This window comes from Sphaerimonospora cavernae (assembly GCF_042435035.1).
Classification (GTDB): Bacteria; Actinomycetota; Actinomycetes; order Streptosporangiales; family Streptosporangiaceae; genus Sphaerimonospora; species Sphaerimonospora cavernae.
Window position 1 is genome coordinate 69488 of the sequence record NZ_JBHMQT010000023.1, and the last position, 20974, is coordinate 90461.

The 20974-nt window shown below is 71.0% G+C and carries 21 protein-coding genes; 3 read left to right on the forward strand and 18 right to left on the reverse strand.

Going from position 1 to position 20974, the window contains the following annotated elements:
• Positions 1 to 9 precede the first annotated feature (9 nt).
• The 13 genes from pssA to ACFHYQ_RS12635 all read right to left on the reverse strand — a co-directional run bounded on the left by pssA (position 10) and on the right by ACFHYQ_RS12635 (position 13321).
• Positions 10 to 882, reverse strand: coding sequence for a CDP-diacylglycerol--serine O-phosphatidyltransferase (gene pssA, locus ACFHYQ_RS12575; RefSeq protein ID WP_394301293.1), 873 nt, complete (start codon positions 880 to 882; stop codon positions 10 to 12).
• Positions 869 to 1516, reverse strand: coding sequence for a phosphatidylserine decarboxylase (locus ACFHYQ_RS12580; RefSeq protein ID WP_394301294.1), 648 nt, complete (start codon positions 1514 to 1516; stop codon positions 869 to 871). Before ACFHYQ_RS12580 ends, pssA begins: the two co-directional genes overlap by 14 nt.
• A gap of 151 nt (positions 1517 to 1667) precedes the next feature.
• Positions 1668 to 2645: a TerC family protein gene (locus ACFHYQ_RS12585; protein ID WP_394301295.1), complete on the reverse strand. Its 978-nt coding sequence runs from the start codon at positions 2643 to 2645 to the stop codon at positions 1668 to 1670.
• Positions 2646 to 2819: 174 nt separating this feature from the next.
• Positions 2820 to 3968 (reverse strand): glycosyltransferase, encoded by a 1149-nt coding sequence (locus ACFHYQ_RS12590; protein ID WP_394301296.1) that lies wholly within the window; start codon positions 3966 to 3968, stop codon positions 2820 to 2822.
• Positions 3965 to 5659 carry a murein biosynthesis integral membrane protein MurJ gene (gene murJ / locus ACFHYQ_RS12595; RefSeq protein ID WP_394301297.1) on the reverse strand — a complete coding sequence of 565 codons (1695 nt, stop codon included), beginning with the start codon at positions 5657 to 5659 and terminating at the stop codon, positions 3965 to 3967. Before murJ ends, ACFHYQ_RS12590 begins: the two co-directional genes overlap by 4 nt.
• Entirely contained in the window at positions 5659 to 6612 is a 954-nt protein-coding gene (locus tag ACFHYQ_RS12600) for a hypothetical protein (RefSeq protein ID WP_394301298.1), read from the reverse strand. Before ACFHYQ_RS12600 ends, murJ begins: the two co-directional genes overlap by 1 nt.
• 116 nt (positions 6613 to 6728) lie before the next feature.
• Entirely contained in the window at positions 6729 to 7733 is a 1005-nt protein-coding gene (locus tag ACFHYQ_RS12605) for a copper transporter (RefSeq protein WP_394301299.1), read from the reverse strand.
• Entirely contained in the window at positions 7730 to 8926 is a 1197-nt protein-coding gene (gene steA / locus ACFHYQ_RS12610) for a putative cytokinetic ring protein SteA (RefSeq protein ID WP_394301315.1), read from the reverse strand. Before steA ends, ACFHYQ_RS12605 begins: the two co-directional genes overlap by 4 nt.
• 74 nt (positions 8927 to 9000) lie before the next feature.
• Positions 9001 to 10755: a DNA repair protein RecN gene (recN, locus tag ACFHYQ_RS12615; RefSeq protein WP_394301300.1), complete on the reverse strand. Its 1755-nt coding sequence runs from the start codon at positions 10753 to 10755 to the stop codon at positions 9001 to 9003.
• A 132-nt stretch (positions 10756 to 10887) separates the two neighbouring features.
• Entirely contained in the window at positions 10888 to 11832 is a 945-nt protein-coding gene (locus ACFHYQ_RS12620) for an NAD kinase (protein ID WP_394301301.1), read from the reverse strand.
• Positions 11833 to 11839: 7 nt separating this feature from the next.
• Positions 11840 to 12652 (reverse strand): TlyA family RNA methyltransferase, encoded by an 813-nt coding sequence (locus ACFHYQ_RS12625; protein WP_394301302.1) that lies wholly within the window; start codon positions 12650 to 12652, stop codon positions 11840 to 11842.
• Positions 12649 to 12852 carry a hypothetical protein gene (locus tag ACFHYQ_RS12630; protein ID WP_394301303.1) on the reverse strand — a complete coding sequence of 68 codons (204 nt, stop codon included), beginning with the start codon at positions 12850 to 12852 and terminating at the stop codon, positions 12649 to 12651. The genes ACFHYQ_RS12625 and ACFHYQ_RS12630 overlap by 4 nt, the downstream gene beginning before the upstream one ends.
• Positions 12853 to 13141: 289 nt before the next feature.
• Positions 13142 to 13321 (reverse strand): helix-turn-helix domain-containing protein, encoded by a 180-nt coding sequence (locus ACFHYQ_RS12635; RefSeq protein ID WP_394301304.1) that lies wholly within the window; start codon positions 13319 to 13321, stop codon positions 13142 to 13144.
• A gap of 122 nt (positions 13322 to 13443) precedes the next feature.
• Between ACFHYQ_RS12635 and ACFHYQ_RS12640 the strand changes: the two genes are divergently transcribed.
• Positions 13444 to 13791 carry an SCP2 sterol-binding domain-containing protein gene (locus ACFHYQ_RS12640; RefSeq protein WP_394301305.1) on the forward strand — a complete coding sequence of 116 codons (348 nt, stop codon included), beginning with the start codon at positions 13444 to 13446 and terminating at the stop codon, positions 13789 to 13791.
• Positions 13792 to 13794: 3 nt separating this feature from the next.
• On the opposite strand, the gene ACFHYQ_RS12645 is transcribed toward ACFHYQ_RS12640, so the two are convergent.
• A complete protein-coding gene (locus ACFHYQ_RS12645) occupies positions 13795 to 14838 on the reverse strand; it encodes an HAD-IIA family hydrolase (protein WP_394301316.1) in 1044 nt (347 codons plus the stop codon).
• A gap of 44 nt (positions 14839 to 14882) precedes the next feature.
• On the reverse strand, positions 14883 to 15308 hold the full coding sequence (locus tag ACFHYQ_RS12650) for a tetratricopeptide repeat protein (protein ID WP_394301306.1): 426 nt from the start codon (positions 15306 to 15308) through the stop codon (positions 14883 to 14885).
• A 90-nt stretch (positions 15309 to 15398) separates the two neighbouring features.
• Here ACFHYQ_RS12650 and ACFHYQ_RS12655 point away from each other — a divergent pair, with 90 nt between their 5' ends.
• Positions 15399 to 16625, forward strand: a complete 1227-nt coding sequence (locus ACFHYQ_RS12655; protein WP_394301307.1) for a DUF1015 family protein — start codon at positions 15399 to 15401, stop codon at positions 16623 to 16625.
• Between the two features lie 25 nt (positions 16626 to 16650).
• Here ACFHYQ_RS12655 and ACFHYQ_RS12660 read toward each other — a convergent pair whose 3' ends face one another.
• Positions 16651 to 16956, reverse strand: coding sequence for a single-stranded DNA-binding protein (locus ACFHYQ_RS12660; RefSeq protein WP_394301308.1), 306 nt, complete (start codon positions 16954 to 16956; stop codon positions 16651 to 16653).
• Positions 16957 to 17045: 89 nt separating this feature from the next.
• On the opposite strand from ACFHYQ_RS12660, the gene ACFHYQ_RS12665 reads away from it, so the two are divergent.
• Positions 17046 to 17975, forward strand: a complete 930-nt coding sequence (locus tag ACFHYQ_RS12665; RefSeq protein ID WP_394301309.1) for an MBL fold metallo-hydrolase — start codon at positions 17046 to 17048, stop codon at positions 17973 to 17975.
• A 126-nt stretch (positions 17976 to 18101) separates the two neighbouring features.
• Here ACFHYQ_RS12665 and ACFHYQ_RS12670 read toward each other — a convergent pair whose 3' ends face one another.
• Together ACFHYQ_RS12670 and ACFHYQ_RS12675 are read right to left on the reverse strand one after the other, a co-directional pair.
• Entirely contained in the window at positions 18102 to 19109 is a 1008-nt protein-coding gene (locus ACFHYQ_RS12670) for a tetratricopeptide repeat protein (protein WP_394301310.1), read from the reverse strand.
• Positions 19110 to 19909: 800 nt separating this feature from the next.
• Positions 19910 to 20419, reverse strand: coding sequence for a hypothetical protein (locus ACFHYQ_RS12675; protein WP_394301311.1), 510 nt, complete (start codon positions 20417 to 20419; stop codon positions 19910 to 19912).
• Positions 20420 to 20974: the final 555 nt, after the last annotated feature.

A 20974-nucleotide genomic window follows, 5' to 3' on the forward strand; every position in this document is an offset into this window, starting at 1 on the left:
CGGCTTCAGTCAGCCCGCGTTCTCCGAGCGTCGTTCCCTGCGCTGCTGCTGTTTGAACATCAGGACTCGGAGCGGGATGGCCGAGACGATGGCGATCTGCATGGTCGCGCCCACGGTGATCAGCCGGTCACCGCCGTCCAGCCCGGCAGCCCAGATCGTCAGGCACGCCACGTTGATCAACATCCAGCCGAGGACGACCGCGGCGAGATTGCCCTTCGGCTTGGGATACTCGATCCGGCTCACCATCAGCCAGGCCACCGCGACGATGCCCGCGATCGTGAAGTAGTTGGGCTGGAACAGCAGCACGATCGAGACCACGGTCATCGCGCCCATCGGGATCGGCAACCCCATGAAGTCGCCGCTCTTCGTCTTGACGCAGGCGAACCGGGCCAGCCGTACGACCCCGGCGAGCAGGACCGAGGCCGCCGCCGACAGCACGAGCCACAGCGGGAGGCTGCCGGAGAAACCCGCCCAGATCACCACCATGAACGCGGGCGCGAAACCGAAGCTGATCACGTCGGCGAGGTTGTCCAGCTCGGCGCCCATGGCGGAGGCGCGGAACTTCCGGGCGACGAGGCCGTCGAACAGGTCGCAGGTCGCCCCGATCAGCAGCAGGACCACGGCGGTGCCGAAGAACCGGGGGTCGGGCTCGAACTTGCCGCTGGACTGCATCAGATCGCTGATCGCCGACCAGGCGAGCACGCACACGGCGAGGAAACCGCTGAGCGCGTTGCCGAGCGAGAGGGAGTCGGCGGCCGACAGGCGGAACGCCTTGCCTACGGGACCTCGCGGTTCGTCGGCCGGAACTCCATCGGCCGGAACTTCGTCGGCCAGCCCCTCCACCGGCCAGTTCGCGCCGGCGCCGAGATCAGGTGTGGTCAAGGCGCGTCACCCCCGCCGTCGTCTTCTGCCCCACCGTGACGGCGGGCGCCACTCCCTCGGGGAGGTAGACGTCCACCCGCGAGCCGAAGCGGATCAGCCCGATGCGCTCACCCTGAGCCACCTTCGCACCGGCGGTGAGGTACGGCACGATGCGGCGGGCGACGGCACCGGCGATCTGCACGACCTCGAGGTCGCCGAGCGCGGTGTCGAAATGCCAGACCACCCGCTCGTTCTTGTCGCTGTCCTTGTCGAAGGCGGGCACGAACCCGCCGTGGACATGCTCGACCGCGGTGACGGCGCCGGCGGCGGGAGCCCGGTTGACGTGGACGTTCAGGGGGCTCATGAAGATCGCGACCCTGGTGCGGCCGTCCGGCCAGGGATCGATGCTCTGCACAATGCCGTCGGCGGGCGAGATGAGCCGCCCCACGCCCGGAACGCGCTCAGGATCGCGGAAGAACCACAGCATCCCGCCGGTGAGCGCGGCGAGCGGGACGGCCGCCAGGGCCCATCTGGGGGACCTGCGGGTGAGCAGGGTGGTGACGGCCGCAGCCGCGGCGGTCGGCGCCAGCCAGGGGGACACCCCTCGCGCGAGCCGGACTCGACCCCGGGAGCCGGGCAACGATTCGTTGGACACAGGGAACCTTTGAACTCTTTTCACGATATTGGACCGGTCTGCGGGTTAACGAGCGATAGTACCGATCCAACCGGTCATCGCATGGCACAACGAGACAAGCAAACAACGTCGTTGCCCGTTTCGCTAGGGGGTGTCCACAAGACACTCACTCCTACCCCTGCGGCGCTTCCGCCGGGGTGACCGCCTTGTCGTTCCTCGCTTTGATCAGACTGGCGACCGTCGTCACGGACATCACGACCCCGATCACCCCCAACGACACCCAGATCGGGACCTCCGGAGCCCAGCGGACCCCGCTCTCGTGCAACGCCTCCAGGATCAGCTTGATTCCGATGAAACCGAGGATGACCGCGAGCCCGTAGCTGAGGTAGACCAGCCGCTGCAGCAGCCCGCCCAGCAGGAAATAGAGCTGGCGCAGCCCCATCAGGGCGAAGGCGTTGGCGGAGAAGACGATGAAGGCGTCCTTGGTCAACCCGAAGATCGCCGGAATCGAGTCGAGCGCGAACAGCAGGTCGGTGGTGCCGATCGCGATCATGACGATGAGCATCGGGGTGACCATCCGCCTGCCGTCCACCCGCACGGTGACGCGGGCGCCGACGAAGCCCGGCGTGGTCGGGAAGGCCCGGCGCGCCCAGCGCAGGAGGAGGTTCTCCTTGAACTCCTCGTCGTCCTTGTTGTGGTCGCGGACGAGGGTGTATGCCGTCCATACGAGGAAGATCCCGAAAACGTAGAAGAGCCAACTGAACCTGCTCAACGCCACCGCACCGACCGCGATGAAGATCCCGCGCATGACGAGTGCGAGCATGATGCCGACCAGCAGGACCTTGTGCTGGTACGGCCGTGGCACCGCGAACCGCGACATGATCAGATAGAAGACGAACAGGTTGTCGACGCTGAGGCTGTATTCGAGGACGTAGCCGCCGAAGAACTCTCCCCCGGCCCGTCCCCCGGCCCCCACGGTTAAGCCGATGCCGAACAGCACGGCCAGGCAGATGTAGAACCCCACCCAGATCCCGGCCTGCCGTACCGAGAACTCTCTTGGCTCGCCACGATCGACGATCCACAGGTCGACGGCGACCACGGCCAGCAGGCCGACGACGACGGCAACCCAAGCCCACATCGGGACATCCATGATCGTAAACCTCCGGCACGCGCGCTGAACACACTGCCGGAGGTCTCTCCCGCCCGCAGCACGCGGACCGACAGCCCCGGGCGCAACGCCGTGATGACGGAACTGTCACGAAGGGATACTCCCCCCCAACGGCGTTCAGTATAGGGATCAGGGTCAGCCCGACCTAATCCGCGCTTACTCGGCCTGGCCGGTCGCACCCTGACCTGGGGTGTAGGCGTCCAGAACGGCGCGGAGCGCCTCGGCCTCACCGGGTAGTTCCCGGCCACGGCGAGCGGAAGCACGGGCCAGCCGGGCGGCCGACTCAGGGTCGCCGAGGAGCCCGGCGATCCCCTCACGCAGCGCGACGGGGTCACCCGGAGACACCAGGACCGCCGCATCACGCACCATGTCCGGAATGCCGCCCACCCGGGTGGCGACGATCGGCCTGCCCGCCCGCAGCGCCTCCTGGACGCTGAGCGGCTGGCCCTCCCACCGGCTCGGCACGATCACCGCCGCCGCCACCTGGAGCAGATCGGCCGGGGCGGCCCAGCCGTACAGGAGCGCGGGCAGGCCCTCGGCGTCGATCCGGGCCTGGAGTTCCGGCCGGAGCGGCCCGTCCCCGGCTATCACGAACAGCGGGTCGCCGGGGTACGGCCCGGCCGCCGCGTCCAGCAGCGTCTCCAGCCCCTTCTGCTGGGCCAACCGGGCGACGGTGAGAAGGATGGGCCGCTCGGCCACAGGCCGGCCGAGCAGGTCCGCGAGCTCCGTCCTGACCTCCTCGGCGGTCCTGCCCGGCTCGGCCAGCGGCGGCGCCGGCACAACGGCGGCCTCGACGCCCCGAGCACCCCGAGTAGCACCCCGAGTGCGCAGGGCGCGCATCCGGTCGCCGAGGTCGGGTGAGACCACGAGAAGGTGGTCGGCCCGCCGCGCGACGATCGTCTCCAGGGCCCGGTAGACGGCGCCGACGGCGCCGCCTGCCGTGACGGCGTTGTGCAGGGTGACCACAAGCCGGGGACGGCGCCTGAGCCCGGTTCCGGCGAGCGAGGCGAGGGCGCCCGCACGCAGTCCGTGCGCGTGTACGGTGTCGGCGTTCCGCATGAGTTCGCGCAGCCGGGCGACCGAGCCGAGGTCGTGCCGGGGATGCGGCCGGTCGGCGATCGGCACCTCGGCGAACCGCACGCCCGAGGCGGTGAAACCGAACGCCTCATCGGTGCTGCGCGGCCCGGCCACGATCACCTCGTGGCCGGGCCCGCCGAGTCCCCGGGCCAGCATCCGCACGTGCGCGCCCACGCCACCCGCGCTCGTCCCGAGCACGAGCAGGATCCGCCTCCCGGGCTCTGTCATGGCTCCTCCCCCGCCGACGGCTCGTCGGCCCGGTCTCCTTTGACGCGCAGTCCCTTGAACCGCGCGAGCACGGCGGCGAGATCTCCGCGGTCCACCGCCGCCACGGCCAAGGCGCCCGTGACGAGGGCCCCGGCACCCCCGGCGATGCCCGCCAGAACCGCGGCGGCCAGCCCGTTCCACGCACCGAAACCCACCATCAGGGAACCCGCCGCCACGTAACCCGCCAGGAAGCCGCAGCCGCCACCCACGGCGGCCGCCAGGGCCGCCCGCGGCACCCCGGCCAGGGCCTCCCGACCCCTCGCCCGTAGGACCGATCCCGCGAGCAGAGCCCCGCCCACGGTCATGCCGACCGCCTGCCCGAGAGCGAGGCCGCCCAGCTTCCAGTCGGCGGGGAAGGCGACGATGAGCACCGCCTGGGCGGCCAGGACGACGAGCCAGCCGGTCACCATGCCCCGGGCCGCCGCCCGGCCCTCTCCGGAGGCGTACAGGACCCGGCTCAGATGCGCCGTCAGCCCGTACCCCACGAGCCCGGGCGCGAACAGCGCGACCGCCCGGCCCAGTTCGGTGGCTGGAACGTCGTGGTGTGCCCCGCTGAGGAAGACGAACGCGATCGGCCCGGCGGCGGCTGCGAGGGCCCCGGCGGCCAGCCCGGAGATCAGCACGACCGCACGGGTGGTCTGGGCCGACAGTGCGGCGAACCCCGCCCCGTCCCCGCTCTCGGCCCTGGCGGAGAGTGCCGGGAAGGCGCTGGTGGCGATCGGCACCGCGAGCACGGCGTACGGCACCTGGTAGACGGCCCAGGCGAAGCCGTAGGCGATCAGCCCTCCGCCGCCGATCTCACGGGTGGCGAGGGGGATCACCACGACGGTCGCGGCCTGCTGGGCGACCAGCGCGCTGAGCCCGGCCAGCGCCAGCCGCCGCACCTGTACGGCCACGCCGTCCGGGAAGCGGAAGGTGAGCCGCCACCGCAACCCCAGCCGCGTGGCGGGACCGATGACGGTGACGACCAGGGCCAGCACACCCGCGGACGTGCCGATCGACAGCGCGTACTCCGCGATGCCCGGCACGGTGGCCGGGTCGCTGTCGCCGCCGCTGAGCGGCACGAAGGCCAGGTAGGCGACGATGACCACCACGCTCGACACCAGCGGCGCGAGCGCCGGGCCGGTGAACCTGCGGTGGGCCTGCAGCACCCCGTAGAGCACGACGGCCACGCCGTACAACGGGATCTGCGGGGCGAAGACCACCAGCATACGGGTGGCGACGGCCACCACCTGGTCGGCCGCGCAGCCGGGCACCTCGTCACCGACAAGCAGCCGCATGACCGGCCCGGCCGCGAGGGCCGTCAGCGCGCCGATCGGAACCAGTATCAGCACGACCCAGGTCAGCAGGGCCGAGGAGATCCGCCCCACCTCCGCGCGTGCCTCGGCCGTCGTACGGGCCGCGGCTCCGGCGAGCACCGGGACCACCATCCCGGCCAGCGCCCCGCCGACCACGACCTCGAACACGACGTTCGGCACCATGTTGGCCGCGGTGTAGGCCGTGCCCAGGCAGTTGGCGCCCACGGCATAGGCGAGCGCGAGTTGCTTGGCGAAACCGGTCACGCGGGCGAGGATCGTGATGGCGCCGATCAGGACGGCGGCCCCGGCGATGCCCCGCCCCAGCCGCTCAGCCGTACCGGACGGTGTGACCATCAGCTTTCGATGGGACGACGGCCCAGCATGTCCAGCCGGTTCAGCACCCGATTGCCCGCGATGACCTTGGTGAAGCTGACCTTCTCCGAGGCCAGCGTCAGGGCGGCGACCGCGCCGAGGGCCGTGAGCCGCCCGGCCCTGCCGAGCCGGGCGGTGGCGGCGAGGCCGAGCAGCGCACCGAGCGCGTTCGCCCCGGCGTCGCCGAGCATGGCCCGCTCGCCCAGGTCCTCCGGCAGCAGCGCGGCGGCCGCGCCCAGCGGGATCGCGGCGAGCACGGCCGCGTCACGGCGGTGCGACGTCAGCGAGGCGGCCAACAGCGGAACCCCGGCGAGCAGACCTGCTTTCACCGCCCGCCCCGGCCGCAGGTCGAACAGGTTGGCCAGGTTGGCGCTGCCCGCGATCAGCGCGCCGTCGGCGAGCGTGTCGAGCGTGCGCACCACCCGGCAGCCATCGCGGGGGGTGAGCGCCGCCGCCGCGAGACCGGTGGCGCCGATGCCGAGGATCTTCACCGCGCCGCTTGTGACCTCGCCCCGGGCCAGCGCGCTCAGGTGCCCCTTGAAGCCCTTGGACGTCGCCGTCCCGAACACGTCGTCGTACGCGCCGAGGATCCCGCTGCCCATCCCGGCCAGCAGGGCGGCGGCCCGGACCCGGCCCGGCACCCCCGGGACGAGCGCGACCGCGGTGCCCGCGCCCGCGACCAGGGCCGGCCCCTCGAGCAGGGTGACCGGCTCCCCCCGGTGGTTGGTGCGGGTCCAGTACCGGTCGGCGGCCTTCTCGCCGCCCTGGGCGTTCTCGTCACCCCGGGCCTTCGCGGTCAGGAGCGGAGGCCTGCGCCTGAAGGCGGCATAGGCGAGTCGGGCAGCCACGGCGCCCAGCGCGGCACCGGCGGCCGCACCCAGCACCGCGCCTGCCGTGCCGCTCGCGCGGGCACCCGATGAGGGACGGTTCGCCACGACTTCTTCCTCTTCTCCACATCGCCGGGGACGCGGGGTCCACTGGCCTGCACGGTTCACTGGGCCGCACGGTTCACTGGGCCGCACGGTTCACTGGGCCGCGTCCGCGGGCCGGGTCAACCGCGCGTGCCCGCGGGGCTCGGCACCGGACCGGGGCTCGGACTGGCGACGGGGTCCGGACCGGAGCCCGGGACGGGTTCGAACGCCGCGGCGCCGCGGCCGATGCCGTACGCCCCGGACCGGCCGCCGCGCTGCTCCCGCAGAGCGTAGACCACCACGACCCGGCCCGCGGCGAGATCGGCGGTGTCCACGGTCGACACGTTCGACGCGGCCTCCCCGTTGTCGTGCAGCGCCGCGATCACGCCGCCCGCGCCGGAGGCGCTCGTACCACCCGCGAGCACCGTGCCGAGGGCCGCCCAGTCGAGCCCGGCGGCCAGCGACACGACCGCAGCGGTCTCCCTCTCGGCGTCGTCGCCTTCGTACGGCTGGGCCGGCGCGAGCACGATCGCCAGCGTGGCCCGCTGGTCGGGGCTTCCGCTCTTGATCACGAAGTCGCCCTTCTCGAACGCGTCCAGCACGCCGGCCGCCGCCGGGTTGGGCCGCCCCGCCTCGGCCGGGTCGGCGGTCACGATCGCGCTCGCGAGCAGTGCGGCCGCCTTGTCGTACGGCGAGGCGCCGTCGGGGAACTGGGTTCCGGCGGGGGCGAGCGAGGCGGCGAGGCCGTCCACGACGCCCGCCTGGTCCTTGGCGGTGAACTTGTCGGTCAGGCTGATCCGGCCGGTTAAGACGGCCCCCGCGTCGCCGAGGAGCCGCTGGAACGGATCACGCAGGGCGGCCGGCGCGCCCGGGGCCTCGACGAGCACGACGTACTCTCCGGCGAGCGCGCCGCGGACGAGTTCGTCGGTGTGCGCGGTGACGAGCGAGTCGTTGCCGTTCTCGCGGGACTGCAGCTCCGAGATCTGTGCGAGGTACTTCTCGTTGTTCTGCCGCAGCGTCGCGGTCAGCTCCTCGGTCGACTTGTAGAACGTGGGCTCCAGCACGGTGCTGCCCAGCACGATGCCGACCGTGAGCGCCAGGAAGATGGCCACGATGGAGACGAGGTGATAACGGAAATCGATCACGAGAAGAGTCCGACCAACCAGAAGACGAAGCCGTTCCAGGCGACACGCAGCGCGTTCAGCCACACTTGCCCGATCGGCGAGACCGAGAGCACGACGCCGATGGTGACCAGCGTCGTGGCGACCAGCAACAGCAATGAGGATGTGGAGATCCGGCTCCGGTAGAGCCTGCTGACGCCCTTGGCGTCGACGAGCTTGCTGCCCACCCGCAGCCGGGTGAGGAACGTGCTCGCCATGCCGGATCTCCCCTTGTCGAGGAACTCGTCGAGCGTCCAGTGCGTGCCGACCGCGACAATGAGCGAGGCGCCCTTGTCATCGGCGAGCAGCATCGCGATGTCCTCACTCGTGCCGGTCGCGGGGAACACGACGGCGTTCAGGCCCAGCCCGTGCACGCGCTCCAGGCCCGGGGCGCGACCGTCGGGGTAGGCGTGGACCACCAGCTCGGCGCCGCAGCGCAGCGCCTTCTCCGAGACCGAGTCGAAGTCACCGATGATCATGTCGGGTAGGTAGCCCGCGTCGAGCAGCGCGTCGGCGCCCCCGTCGACGCCGACCAGCACGGGGCGGTACTCCCTGATGTACGGCCGGAGCGTGGCGATGTCCTCCCGGTAGTGGTAGCCCCGGACCACGATGAGGACGTGGCGGTTCTCCATGACCGTGCGGACGTCGGGGATGCCCACGCCGTCGATGAGCAGGTCGCGCTCGCGCCGGACGTACTCCATGGTGTTGGCGGCGAACGCCTCGATCTGTACGGCGAGGCCGGCCCTGGCCTCGGTCATCGCGGCGTCGATCGTCTCGGCGGTCTGCTCCTGACCCTTGCCGACCAGTTCGCCGCCGAGGTAGATCATCCCGTCGTGCAGGCGGATGACGTCGCCCTCGGCGACCCGCTCCAGCAGTTCGGGAGAGGCGTTGTCGACCAGCGGGATGTCGGCCTCGACGAGGATCCGCGGCCCCATGTTGGGATAGCGGCCGCTGATGCTCGCCGCGATATTGATCACTGCCGCGGGAGCGCATGCCGCGAGAGCCTCCCCGCTGACCCGGTCGATGTCGACGTGGTCGATGATCGCGATCTCACCGGACTGGAGGCGCTTGGTCAACCTCTTGGTCCGTCTGTCGATTCTCGCCACTGCCGTCACCCCGGGAAGGCCGTTCGCCTTCCTGCGGCGGAGGCCCGGAACGTTCAAGCTCGGGACCTTCATCATCAACCATCCTGCCAGAGGCGGCGGCAGGCATGGCGGCCCACCCCGTAGAGTGTCATTTTCGTCACAGTTCGTTAAGTGTTCTGCCGGGCTCGGCCGTCGGCGGCCTTCTCCCAGGCGGCCTTGTCCGCTTCGGCGATGGACAGCAACTCAGCGGCGTGGGCCCGGCCGAGCTCGGAGTCCTCCAGGCCCGCGAGCATCCGGGACAGCTCCCGGGCACGACCATCCTGGTCGAGCGCCACGACACCGCTGCGCACCACCCGGCCGTCGCCCGCCTTCTCCACCACCAGGTGCTGGTCGGCGAAGGCAGCGACCTGAGGCAGGTGCGTGACCACGATGACCTGGGCGGTCCTGGCCAGCTTGGCGAGCCGCCTGCCGATCTCCACGGCGGCCTTGCCGCCGACACCCGCGTCGACCTCGTCGAAGACGAACGTCGGCACCGGATCGGCGCCGGCGAAGACCACCTCGATGGCGAGCATGACCCGGCTCAGCTCGCCCCCCGACGCGCCCTTGGTGAGCGGCAGCGCGGGCGCCCCCGGGTGGGGGGCCAGACGGATCTCCACCTCGTCCACGCCGTGCGGGCCGAAAACACCGCTCTCCGTGATCGCCACGCTCACCCCGGCGTGCGGCATGGCCAGCGCGGCCAGCTCCTCGGTCACCGCGGCGCCGAAGCGCTCGGCCGCGCTCCGGCGGATGGCCGTGAGCTCGGCGGCCAGCTCGCCGAGCCGCTCGGTGAGCTCGGCGTGCTCCCGCGTCAGCTCGTCGATCCGCTCGTCGTCCCCGTCGAGCTCGGTGATCCTGGCGGCGGCCTGCCGCGCCCACGCCAGCACCGCGGCCACGTCCGCGCCGTACTTGCGGGTCAGCCCGGTCAGCAGCGATCTGCGCTCCTGTACGGCTGCCAGCCGCGCCGGGTCGCCCTCGACGGACTCGGCGTAGGCGGCCAGCTCTGTCGCGATGTCCGAGAGCAGGTAACCGGCCTCGGCCAGCCGATCGGCGAGGCTCGCGAGCACGGGGTCGAAGGCGCGCACCGCCTCCATCGCCGACCGGGCATGGCCGACCAGCGACACCGCGTCCTGCACACCCTGCTCACCGGACATCGGGTCGCCGAGGAGCGCGCCATGCGCCGTCGTGGCGGCCGTGCGCAGCGCATCCGCGTGCGCGAGCCGCTCGGCCTCCTCCCTGAGTTCAACGTCCTCCCCGTCCCGAGGCTCGGCCTTCTCGATCTCCGCCAGGCCGAACCGCAGCACGTCGGCCTCCTGGGCTCGCTCCCTGGCCCTGGTGCTCAGCTCGCCGAGCAGCTCCCCGACCTGCCTGTGGCGCTTGTAGGCCTGTTCGTAGGCGCGTAGCGGCTTGACGAGGTCGTCGCCCGCGTAGCGGTCGAGGGCCGCCCGCTGGCGGCCCGGCTGGAGCAGCCGCTGCTGGTCCATCTGCCCGTGCACGGCCACGAGGTCGTCGGCGATGAACGTGAGCGTCCCCACCGGGACCGAACGGCCGCCCAGCCAGGCGCGGGATCGTCCCTCGGACGACACGGTCCTGGAGATGATGAGCGCGCCTTCCTCGACGTCGCCGCCGACTTCGGCGACCTGCTGGGCCGCCCGGCCGTCCGGGTCGACGACGAGTGTCCCCTCGACCGTCGCCCGATCGGCTCCGGGGCGGACCCGCGCCGGGTCCGCCCGGCCGCCGAACAGCAGGCCGAGCCCGGTGACCACCATCGTCTTGCCCGCGCCCGTCTCCCCGGTGACGACGGTGAATCCCGGTGACAGCTCCAGAACGGCCTCGTCGATCACGCCGAGCCCCTGGATGCGGACCTCCTCGACCCTTGGCCGCACTGGTCCCTCCCGATTCGCCGACCGATCTGAGTCGTCTTCCGTGATCTTTGCCATGGTGGGGACCACGGAATACTCCTTAAGTGCCCACGAAATCCTATGCGTAATGCGTCAAGATTTTCGATGAGAGCACCGTCATGGTGGACGGACGCGGCCCCGCCAGCCCTCCACCGGCAACTCGAACTTGGCGACCAGGCGGTCGGTGAACGGCGCGCCCGTGGTCTCCACGCCGAGCAGGCGGGCGAGCCGTACGGGAACGGCCGACCGGCGGACCTCCACCCGGGCGGCGGGCGGGACGTCGAAGCGGCGGCGGCCGTCGCACCACAGGACCCCGGGGCCGGTGCCGGGGACGATCTCGACCGCGAGCGTGGACCGCGGAGAGACCACCAGCGGCCGGGCGAACAGCGCGTGCGCGCTGTTGGGCACCAGCAGCAACGCCTCCACCTCCGGCCAGACCACCGGTCCGCCCGCGGAGAACGCGTAGGCCGTCGAACCGGTCGGCGTCGCGCAGATCACGCCGTCGCAGCCCCATCGCGACAGCGGGCGTCCGTCGATCTCGGCGACGACCTCCAGCATGCGGTCCACCTTCTCGACGGACGCCTCGTTGAGCGCCCACGTCTCAGCGATGACCGAGCCGTTCAGGCGGGCCACGACATCGACGGTCATCCGCTCCTCGACGTCGTAGCGCCCCTCGACGACGCGGTCGACGGCCGCGGCGAGATCCTCCACCTCCGCCTCGGCGAGGAAGCCCACGTGCCCGAGATTGACGCCGAGCAGTGGCACGCCTACGGGACGGGCCAGTTCGGCGGCGCGCAGCAGGGTCCCGTCACCACCCAGCACTATGATCATCTCGGCCTCGTCGAGCGCCGCCCGGTTCTCCGGAACCACCTCGGCGCCGGCACAGCCGATCTCCTCGGCCTCGGAGTCGAGCACCCGCACGTTCAGGCCGGCGCCGATCAGCCGGTTGGTCACCAGCCTGGCGCTCTCGACCGCCGCCACCCTGCCGGTATGCGCCGTGACGAGGACCGTCCGCTTGGTGTTCGCCGTCAGCCCGGTGTTCGCCGTCAGCTTGGTGTTCACGCGTCGCTCACCGAGGTCCCTCCGCCACCGCCCGCTCGACCGCCGCCGTCAGATCGGGTACCGGCTCGTGTCCCGATCCCTTCCCAAGCCACAGAAGATATTCGACATTCCCCGACGGCCCGGGCAGCGGACTCGCCGTGACGCCCTTCACGATCAGACCCATGGCCCGGGCCGCCGCCGCGACGTCGGCGACGGCCTCGGCGCGCAGCACGGGATCACGGACCACACCTCCCGAGCCGACACGCTCCCTGCCCACCTCGAACTGCGGCTTGACCAGCAGGGCGAACTCCGCCACCTCCGCCGCGCAGGCCACCAGGGCGGGCAGGACCAGGCGCAGCGAGATGAACGACAAGTCGCCCACGATCAGGGTCGGGGGCTCCCCCACCATCTCCCGGGACAGATCGCGGACGTTCACCCGCTCCATGACCGACACCCGCTCGTCGGTCCGCAGCGACCAGGCGAGTTGGCCGTACCCGACGTCGACGGCGAGGACGTGCGCCGCGCCCTGCCTGAGCAGCACGTCGGTGAAGCCGCCGGTGGAGGCGCCCGCGTCGAGGCACCGCCGCCCCGCCACCGTGAGCCCCTCGAACGCCTCCAGCGCGCCGAGGAGCTTGTGCGCGCCCCGCGACACGTAGTCCGGCCCCTCGGGGATCTCCACGACCACGATGGCGGTGGCGGTGTCGACCTGGGTCGCCGGTTTGTCGGCGGGACGGCCGGCCACCGAGACCCGGCCGGCCTTGATCAGTCCGGCCGCCTGCTCGCGTGACCTCGCGAGCCCGCGCCGTACGAGCTCACTGTCCAGCCGCATCCGCCTGGTCACGGCAGCACGTCCACGGTGGGATCGAGAGCCTGATCGTCCACCGACGCGAGCACGGCCTCAAGGCCGGTGAGCACCTCTTCGAAGATCGCAACGTGTCCGGCCACCGGCGTGTCGCCGAGCCGGCCGATGGGCGACATCGCCGGATCGATATCGCCCCCTAACGGGGAGCGCTCCGGCCCCGCGTCGCCGATCTCGGTCATCGGTCCCCTCCATCAAGCGGGCTGGTGAGCACGCCGTATCCCGCGTCCGCCATGTCCGCCGCCCTCCGAACTGGTCGCCTCGACGCTATCGGACACCGGAGACGGTCGCGTCGTCTCCGGCGGGTCTTCGCCGGTGGCGGCTGCCGCGTTTCCCGGATTTCGCACAGTGCCCACGTGGAAAGCTACCGTCGTGGTAGCGGACAGTCATGTCCGGGGAAGGCCGTCGAAGGTCCGTGGAGAGAAAGGACAGCACGTGACTCCTCCGCTCCCTGAAGGGAGCGGCTTCTCGCTAAGCCGCTTCCGCAGCGTCGCGAAGGGCAAGCCCTGCCCTGAGGATGTTGACGGCCGCGTTCACGTCGGCGTGCTCCAGCGCCGCGTTGTACAACACCCGGTGATCTTCCAGGCACTGCGCGAGCGCGGCGGCCTGCTTGCCGGTGGGGCGCAGCAGGAACTCGTACGACCTACGCACGCTCACCTCCCACCTTCAGTAACGAGATCACCACGCTATCGGCAGGCGCCGACAAAACCCGAAGGGAGGGAGCGCGGATTCCCCCGCCAGCCAAAGCAGGCGGCCTCCTCCGCGCGAATCTGATGGCGACCGTCGAGGAATGCCGGGCGGCGCTGGAGAGACTCGTCGAGCAGTTCGACGAGATCAGCGAGGATGACCGCGCCAAGCACGTGGTGGAGCGCAGGCTGGCCTGCCGGATCTCCGACCTCGGCGTGACCTTCTATGGCCGGATCCACCGCCAAGGGCTCGACCCCTTCAAGGAGGTCCCGCCAGAGGACGGCCGCCCGGCGGAGGTCAAGCTCACCCTCAGCAGCGCAGACCTGATCTCCATGGTGAACGGCGAACTCGACTTGGCCCGCGCCCTCCTCGGCGGCCGCGTCAAGATCGACGCCAGCCTCGGCGACCTGCTCCGCCTACGCAAGCTCCTGTAGCCCTCATGTTCCGAGGGCCGACAGGACCGGCTTGACGGCGTCCTCATCGACCCGGCCGTCTCCCGCCATCTCCCACGCGGCGGCGCACGCGGCGCGCAACCCGTCCACCGGATCCTCGCCGTCCGCCGGGCCGGAGAGCCGGAGCCGCCCGTCCTCCTCCCACATGGCGTTCCAGCCGCGGCACTCCCACCCGGTGCGGCTCCGCCGTACCCGGGCCGTGGGGGTGTGCAGGCCGGACAGGTCGGCGCAGATGTGCGTGGGGCGATGACACGGGCCCGCGATGAGCAGGTCGAGCGGTCCCGCCACCCCCGTCAGCACGAGCAGGCTGTCCACCCCGGCCCGGTTGGCGCCCTCGATGTCGGTGTCAAGCCGGTCCCCGACGACCAGCGGGCGCCGCGACTCCGTACGGATCATCGACTCGCGGTGCAGCGGCGGCTCCGGCTTGCCGGCCACCACGGGCTCTACTCCCGTCGCCGTGGCGATGACCCGGGCCATCGAACCGTTGCCGGGCAGCTGACCACGCCCGGTGGGCATCGTCGTGTCGCCGTTGGCCGCCACGAACCACGCGCCCTGCCGTACGGCGAGCGCACCCTCCGACAGCAGGCCGTAGGACACGCCCTCCCACATGCCCTGAACCACGGCGGCGGGAGCGTCGCCCGCCGTGGTCACCGGGCGCAGCCCGTGTGCCCGTACGGCCATGCGCAGGCCCATACCGCCCACCACCAGCACGGCCGACCCCCAGGGCACCCGCTCGGCCACCAGCCGGGCTGCGGCCTGGGCGGAGGTCACGACGTCCTCCTGCCCGGCGGGGACTCCGAGATGACGCAGGTGCTGGGCGATCGCACCCGGCGTCCTGGACGCGTTGTTGGTCACGAAGGCGAGCCGCACCCCCCGGTCCCGGGCCGCCGTCAGCGCCTCGGGGGCACCGCTGACGGCGTTCCTGCCGAGGTAGACCACCCCGTCGAGATCGAGCAGGAGCGTGTCGTAGGCGTCGAGGAGCACCGGCACCCGCGGCCGCTCCGCCTCGTCGTCGCCCGCGCCGGTCATAGGGCCGGTCACAGGGCCGGTCACAGGGCCGGTCATAGGGCCGGTCATGCGCGCCTCGCCCGCAGCGTCGCGCGCACCTGCTTCAACGCCGAGACGTAGTGGCGCAGGTCGGGCCGCATCGCCACGGCGACGGCGAGCGGTTCCTGGGCCCCCTCCACGTCGCCGGTACGCCACCGGGCCATGCCGAGGCCGTAGTAGGCGTAGTCTTCCGCCGGGTTCGCGTCGACGATCCACTGGAAGGTGCAGGCAGCCTCGCTGTAATGGCGGGAGTTGAACTGGGCTCGAGCGAGGGCTTCGCGGATGCTGCGCGACTCCGGCTCCGCCTGCGCGGCCCGCTGCAGTAGCGCGGTGGCCGCTGCGGGACTGCCCTCCCGCAGCAGTTTCACTCCCCGCGTGAACCACTCGTAGACGTCTCCGGAGGGGGCGCCGCGATCGGAGAAGTCCGACGCCCCGTTTCTTCCCTGAGTCATTGGGTATGGCCTCCTGCGTCTCATGTCGTCGATCGATATCCGGGCACCGCGGCATTCGGGGAGCCCGGGCCTTGTGGCAACATGCCCGATATGGAGAGTTCTGAACGGGCGGGACTGGTGCTACGTCCGTTCCGCGGTGTGCGCTTCACGGTGGACGATCTGGCCGCGGTCACCTCCCCGCCGTACGATCTCGTCTCCCCGGACGACGCCCGGGATCTACTCAGCCGTCATCCGAACAACGTGGTGCGGCTGATCCTTCCCGGAGTGAGCCATTACGGGGAGGCGCGCGACGAGCTTCTCGAGTGGCTCGAAACCGGCGTGCTGACCGTGGACGACCTGCCCGGATTGTACGTGTACGAGCAGAACGGTGTCGGCTTCCTGCAGCGGGGCCTGATCGGGGCGGTGTGCGTCGGATCGAGAGCAGTGCTGCCGCACGAGCACGTGATGCCCGGACCGGTCGCCGACCGTCTGGCGCTGATGCGGGCCACCGAGGCGAACCTGGAGCCGATCTTCCTGGTGTACGAGGGCGGCGGCACGGCCTCCCGCCTGGTCGACGACGTCGCGACCCAGCGCTTCCCCCTGGCCGACCTGCGCACCCGCGACGGCGTGCACCACCGGCTGTGGGCGGTCACCGACCCTGACGAGGTCGCCGCGGTCGCCGAGGACCTGCGCGACCGGCAGGCGCTCATCGCCGACGGGCACCACCGCTACGCCACCTATGAGGCGTTGCGGAGCGACCACCCCGGGCCCGGCCCGTGGGACTACGGGCTCGCCTTCCTGGTGGACTCGACCGCCTACCCACCGGATCTGAAGCCGATCCACCGGGTCATCCCCGGCCTGTCGGTCGAGGAAGCCGTGACCCGGGCCAAGGGCGCGGGGCAGGTCCATGAGTTCACCTCTCTCGAAGACGCCCTCGCCGGACTCGCCACAGCCTCCGGCCCAGCGTTCGTGCTCGCCGGGGAGGGACCACCGCATCTGCTCACGGACCCGGACCCCCTGCAGGTCGGCCACGCGATGCCCGCCGAGCGCTCGGCCCGGTGGAAGTCGCTCGACACCTCCGTCCTCACCATGTTCCTGCTGCCGAAAGTCTGGGGCATCGACGACAGCGAGCAAACAGTGCTGGTCGTGCACCACGACGCGGAGGCCGCCGTACGGCTCGCGCGCAGGACGGGCGGGACGGCCGTGCTACTCAACCCACTGGCGACCGACGACGTGCTGGCGGTGGCGGCCCAGGGGGAACGGGTGCCACGCAAGTCCACCTCGTTCGGCCCCAAGCCGCGCACCGGCCTGGTCCTGCGTACGTTCGCGACGGAGTGATCACTATGCCTGACCCATCGCCGGCTCACTCCTCGTCGACGCGGCGAGCCGTACTGACCTCGACCTCGTAGCGGTTGCCGCCCAGCCACCAGCGACGGCGCAGCGCACCCTCGACCTCGACGACGTCATCGAGTCGCCATCCGTCGAGCATGTCGCGCACGCGGTCGTCGAACGTGGCGCATTCGACCGCGTCAGAGCGCTGATAACCGGGATGGCCCGCCGGTCGGCGGACGGCCAGACGCCACTGCGTGAGCACGTTGCCACTCGGCAGGTCCCGATGGACCGGCTCCATCGACAGCCTGCCGACCAGCACCACCTCGTTGCGATGCATGCGATCCCCTTCCTTTCCGGGATCACTGTCGCTGGTTAGGCTGGGTCCCCGAGACGTCGAATGCCGTTCTGTGGATTATGAGGTGGGGAGTGGACAACGTAAGACCGCTCGGCGGCGACGTGTACGAGATCGACACTCGCATGGCCGGCTATTCGGGCATAACGGCCGGATACCTGATCCTGGGCGATCGTCCATGCCTCGTCGAGACCGGCACGTCTACCTCCGCGCCCGTCGTCAGGGACGCGCTGACCTCCCTCGGAGTCGGGACCGGCGACCTGGCCACCGTCGTGGTGACGCACATCCATCTCGACCATGCGGGCGGGGTGGGCGACATCGCCGAGTACTACCCCTCCGCCGAGATCGTGGTGCACGAGAAGGGCGCCCGGCACCTCGCCGACCCCTCGCGGCTGATGGCCAGTGCCAAGATGGTGTGGGGGGACAAGCTCGACGTGCTGTTCGGCACGCTCGCGCCCACCGACGCCGCGCGAATCCGGGCGCTGGGTGACACCGGCAGCATCGACCTGGGAAACGGCCGGACGCTGTCGAGCCACTACGCCCCCGGACATGCCAAACACCACGTCGGGCTGCTCGACTCCCTCACCGGCGACCTGTACGTCGGCGACGCCGCGGGCGTCTACCTGCCGGAGACGGGCGATCTGCGGCCCGCGACTCCGCCGCCGGACTTCGACCTGGGCGTCGCGCTCGACTCGATCGCCCTGTTCGAGGCGCTGGGACCCCAGCGCCTCCTGTTCAGCCACTACGGGCCCGTGGAGGCGGTGCCCGAGACCCTGGAGCGCTCAGCGGAGGAACTCCGGGTGTGGGTGGACCTCACCCGGCAGGCCCGGGCGGAAGGTCTCGACCTCGACCACGCCGTCGCCATGGTCCGTGACCGGACCCGCGAGCGTTACACGGCGATGCGGGCCGACGACGCGACCGCCGAACAGTTCGAACTGCTCAGCGGAGCGCCGTCGAATGTCGCGGGCATCCTGCACTGGCTGGACCGCACACCGGACGCGTGATCCCGGGAAGCCTCGCCGGCGCCGGAACGAACATTCTTTCCGAATTCTCTCCCGAGTCCGACGCCGGCAGGGCGGCCGCCGATACGGTGAACCGTTGCGAGCGGCGCCCTGCCGTACGTCATGTGGTTACTCGTGGGTCTTGTCCCGGTCCGCGGAGTCATCGAGCACATCACCCAGATCGGGCTTCTTCTCGTCGGCCTCCCGGTCCTTGAGATCGTCCCGGTCCTTGAGGTCGCCGAAGTCGGGCTCGATGAACGCGGGGCCGAAAGCGGACACGTCCTGCTGGCGCTCAGCGTCATCGCCTTCAGATGTGGTGGCCACATCCGCGGCAGCCGGTTCGTCATCCGATTCGGGGAGAACGTCCGATGCCTCCGCCTCGTTCGGATCAGCACCGAGGTCCTCCGCGTCGAAGCCCCCCTCGGCGAAGGCCTCCTCATCGAAGTCCTCCTCGATGTCCTCGATGGCGGTGCCGGTCAACTCGGCGTAGCGTTCAGCGGCATCGGTCTCGCCGTCCTCATCGAAGGCCATCGCCCGCGCGAACCAGTCGATCGCCGCCGCGTCATGTCCAGCCTCCGCCAGCGCATCCGCATAGGCGAAGGACAGCCGGGCGGACCAGGACTTCGGCTGCGGGTCGCGCAGTTCGGGCACCCGCTGGAGCGTGATCACTGCCGCGTCGTACTGACCGAGATCACGGCGAGCCCCGGACTCGACAATCGCGAGTTCGATCGTGCCCGCGCGATCCAGCCGCTCGGCCTCCTGCGAACGGATCAGGTCGAGCGCCCGCTCCGGACGGCCGAGACCACGCTCGCAGTCCGCCATCACCGGCAGGTACGCATCGGTCCCGGTCAGCCTGCGCGCCGCACGGAGATCACCGAGCGCCTCGGCATACTGCCCGGCCCGGTAGGCGGCAATGCCGCTGACCTCCCGGACCATGCCGATCCTGGTGGCGAAGCGCCGGGCCACCTTCGCATGCTCGTAGGCCCGCTCGGGGTCGTCCGCGCCCAGCGCACGCGTCACCGCGACAAGGTGGCTGGCCACCAGGTCGGCGAGGTCGCTCGGAAGTGAACGCAACTCCGCCCGAGCCTCCCTGTCGAGCTCATCCGGCGTGATGTCGGCTTCCAGTTCGGGCAGCACCTCACGGCCTTCCGAGCCGCGTTCACCTCGGCTGAAGGGACGCGGCCGATCCCGGTCCTCCCGGCTGAAAGAACGCGGCCGATCCCGGTCCTCCCGGCTGAAAGAACGCGGCCGATCCCGGTCCTCCCGGCTGAAAGAACGCGAGCGGTCGCCGGAATTCCTGTCGCGATCGCGGCCTCCGAAGGGCCGAGCGCCCTCCTCACGGCTCTGCCCTGGCCGACTTTCCCGGCGATCCCGGAAAGATCCCGCATCCCGGCCGCTCCGCTGGTCACGATCGCGGGAGCCGTACCTCCCGCGCGAGCCGGCCTGATCACCCGACGGGCGGCTCCCCCGATCACGGTAGGAGTCTCTGTCCTCATAGGTGCGCCGCGGACGGTCGGAGCGTTCCTGGGCTGTCTCATCATGCCCGCCGGATTCATAACGACGCTCCCGGAACGGACGGCCGCCCGTGTCGTCTCGACCATAACGGTCCCGGAACGGACGGCCGCCACGGTCGTCATCGCGGTCGCGGGAGCCGTACCGGCCTCCGAATCCACCGCCACCGCCTCCGCGAGCTGCCGACCGGTCCCGATCCCAGTCACGGTCACGGTAGCCCCGGCCATCTCGATCAGCGCCCTCCCGCCGACCGCCGCCTTGCGGCCTGCCACCAGGAGAACCGAACCGTGCATCCCGGCCTTGGCGATCATCACGATCGCGGTACGGCCGGCCGCCTCGGTCATCACGGCCGCCTCGGTCATCACGGTCACGACCGTAGCCGCTTCGGGAGGCGGCGTCCCTATCGCCATAGGAGCGGCGGCCACTCATGCCTCCGGCCGCGTCATCCCGATTCCAGGGCGTACGCTGACGACGATCGTCGTATCCGCCTTCTCTGCGACGTTCGCCCTGGTACCGTCCGCCGGAACCACTACGGGCGTCGGGCCGAGAGCCACGAGCACCACGCTCGTCACGATCGCGGTCACGGTAATCGCCTCCGTTGCGGGACGAACCGCGCTCACCGTAGCCCCTATTGCCCCGTTCGTCACGGTCTCGCGAGCCGTAGCCGCCGCTGAAACGGGACTCCTGGCCGCGCGGACCACCTCTGTCCTGTCGAAACGGGCGGTCGCCCCGGTCACCGCGCTCACCTCGGTCGCGTCGATCCCCGTAATCCGGCGAGGATCCCTGCCGTCGATCGCCATAGCGACCCCCGTCGCCCCTGCTTCCTCCGTCACCGCGAGCGCCTCCGCGGAAGGCACCGCCGGCATCTCCGGCCCGGTACCCATCCCTTTCGCGGTTGTATGGGCGCTTGTTCTCGCCACGGTCCGCGCCGTCACGCCCGTCTTCTCTGTTCACTTCTATCCTCTGTTGCTCGCTCACCGCGTACGGCTCTGCGTCCGAGTTCCTGTTCGCGGTCCTGGGCCCTTCCCGGTGCTCTGCGTAGGGGAGAAGTCCGATACCGGCGGCTTTCCAGGAAGACCAGTTGTGATCGTGGCGCCTGAGGCCACATTCGCGTCGAAGCCATTCGCTCTCTACCTGACGCGAAGAAGGCCACCCGCGGTGGGTGGCCCGGCCCTTCCAGCCTAACGCGCCCACGCCAGTAGGTGAGCCCACTCGACAATCCCCGACATCCCAATCTCATGGGGGGGCCGGCTTCGCGGTGGCCGGGTCTGGTAGCAGGTTCTCGTGGTGGCTGGGGTTCTCTGGTGGTGGCTGGGGAGTGATGAACGGTGGGGTCTGCTGTGACCGGGGGTCTCGGGCACGGTCCTACGTCGGCCGGCGCATCCGCCCGACCTGCCCGCCCCCCCGGGGGGGAACACCCCCAGAAACGCGTGAAGGCCACCCCACAAGGGATGGCCTCCACAAAAAGATTGTCCGGCGGCGTCCTACTC

What these genes read in the sequence shown, in the direction of transcription:
- ACFHYQ_RS12650 (WP_394301306.1), bottom strand. Translation starts at nt 15,308, where the DNA reads ATGACTCAGGGAAGAAACGGGGCGTCGGACTTCTCCGATCGCGGCGCC.
- ACFHYQ_RS12585 (WP_394301295.1), bottom strand. Translation starts at nt 2,645, where the DNA reads ATGGATGTCCCGATGTGGGCTTGGGTTGCCGTCGTCGTCGGCCTGCTG.
- ACFHYQ_RS12590 (WP_394301296.1), bottom strand. Translation starts at nt 3,968, where the DNA reads ATGACAGAGCCCGGGAGGCGGATCCTGCTCGTGCTCGGGACGAGCGCG.
- ACFHYQ_RS12630 (WP_394301303.1), bottom strand. Translation starts at nt 12,852, where the DNA reads ATGACCGAGATCGGCGACGCGGGGCCGGAGCGCTCCCCGTTAGGGGGC.
- ACFHYQ_RS12645 (WP_394301316.1), bottom strand. Translation starts at nt 14,838, where the DNA reads ATGACCGGCGCGGGCGACGACGAGGCGGAGCGGCCGCGGGTGCCGGTG.
- ACFHYQ_RS12660 (WP_394301308.1), bottom strand. Translation starts at nt 16,956, where the DNA reads ATGCATCGCAACGAGGTGGTGCTGGTCGGCAGGCTGTCGATGGAGCCG.
- murJ (WP_394301297.1), bottom strand. Translation starts at nt 5,659, where the DNA reads ATGGTCACACCGTCCGGTACGGCTGAGCGGCTGGGGCGGGGCATCGCC.
- ACFHYQ_RS12655 (WP_394301307.1), top strand. Translation starts at nt 15,399, where the DNA reads ATGGAGAGTTCTGAACGGGCGGGACTGGTGCTACGTCCGTTCCGCGGT.
- steA (WP_394301315.1), bottom strand. Translation starts at nt 8,926, where the DNA reads ATGAAGGTCCCGAGCTTGAACGTTCCGGGCCTCCGCCGCAGGAAGGCG.
- ACFHYQ_RS12640 (WP_394301305.1), top strand. Translation starts at nt 13,444, where the DNA reads ATGGCGACCGTCGAGGAATGCCGGGCGGCGCTGGAGAGACTCGTCGAG.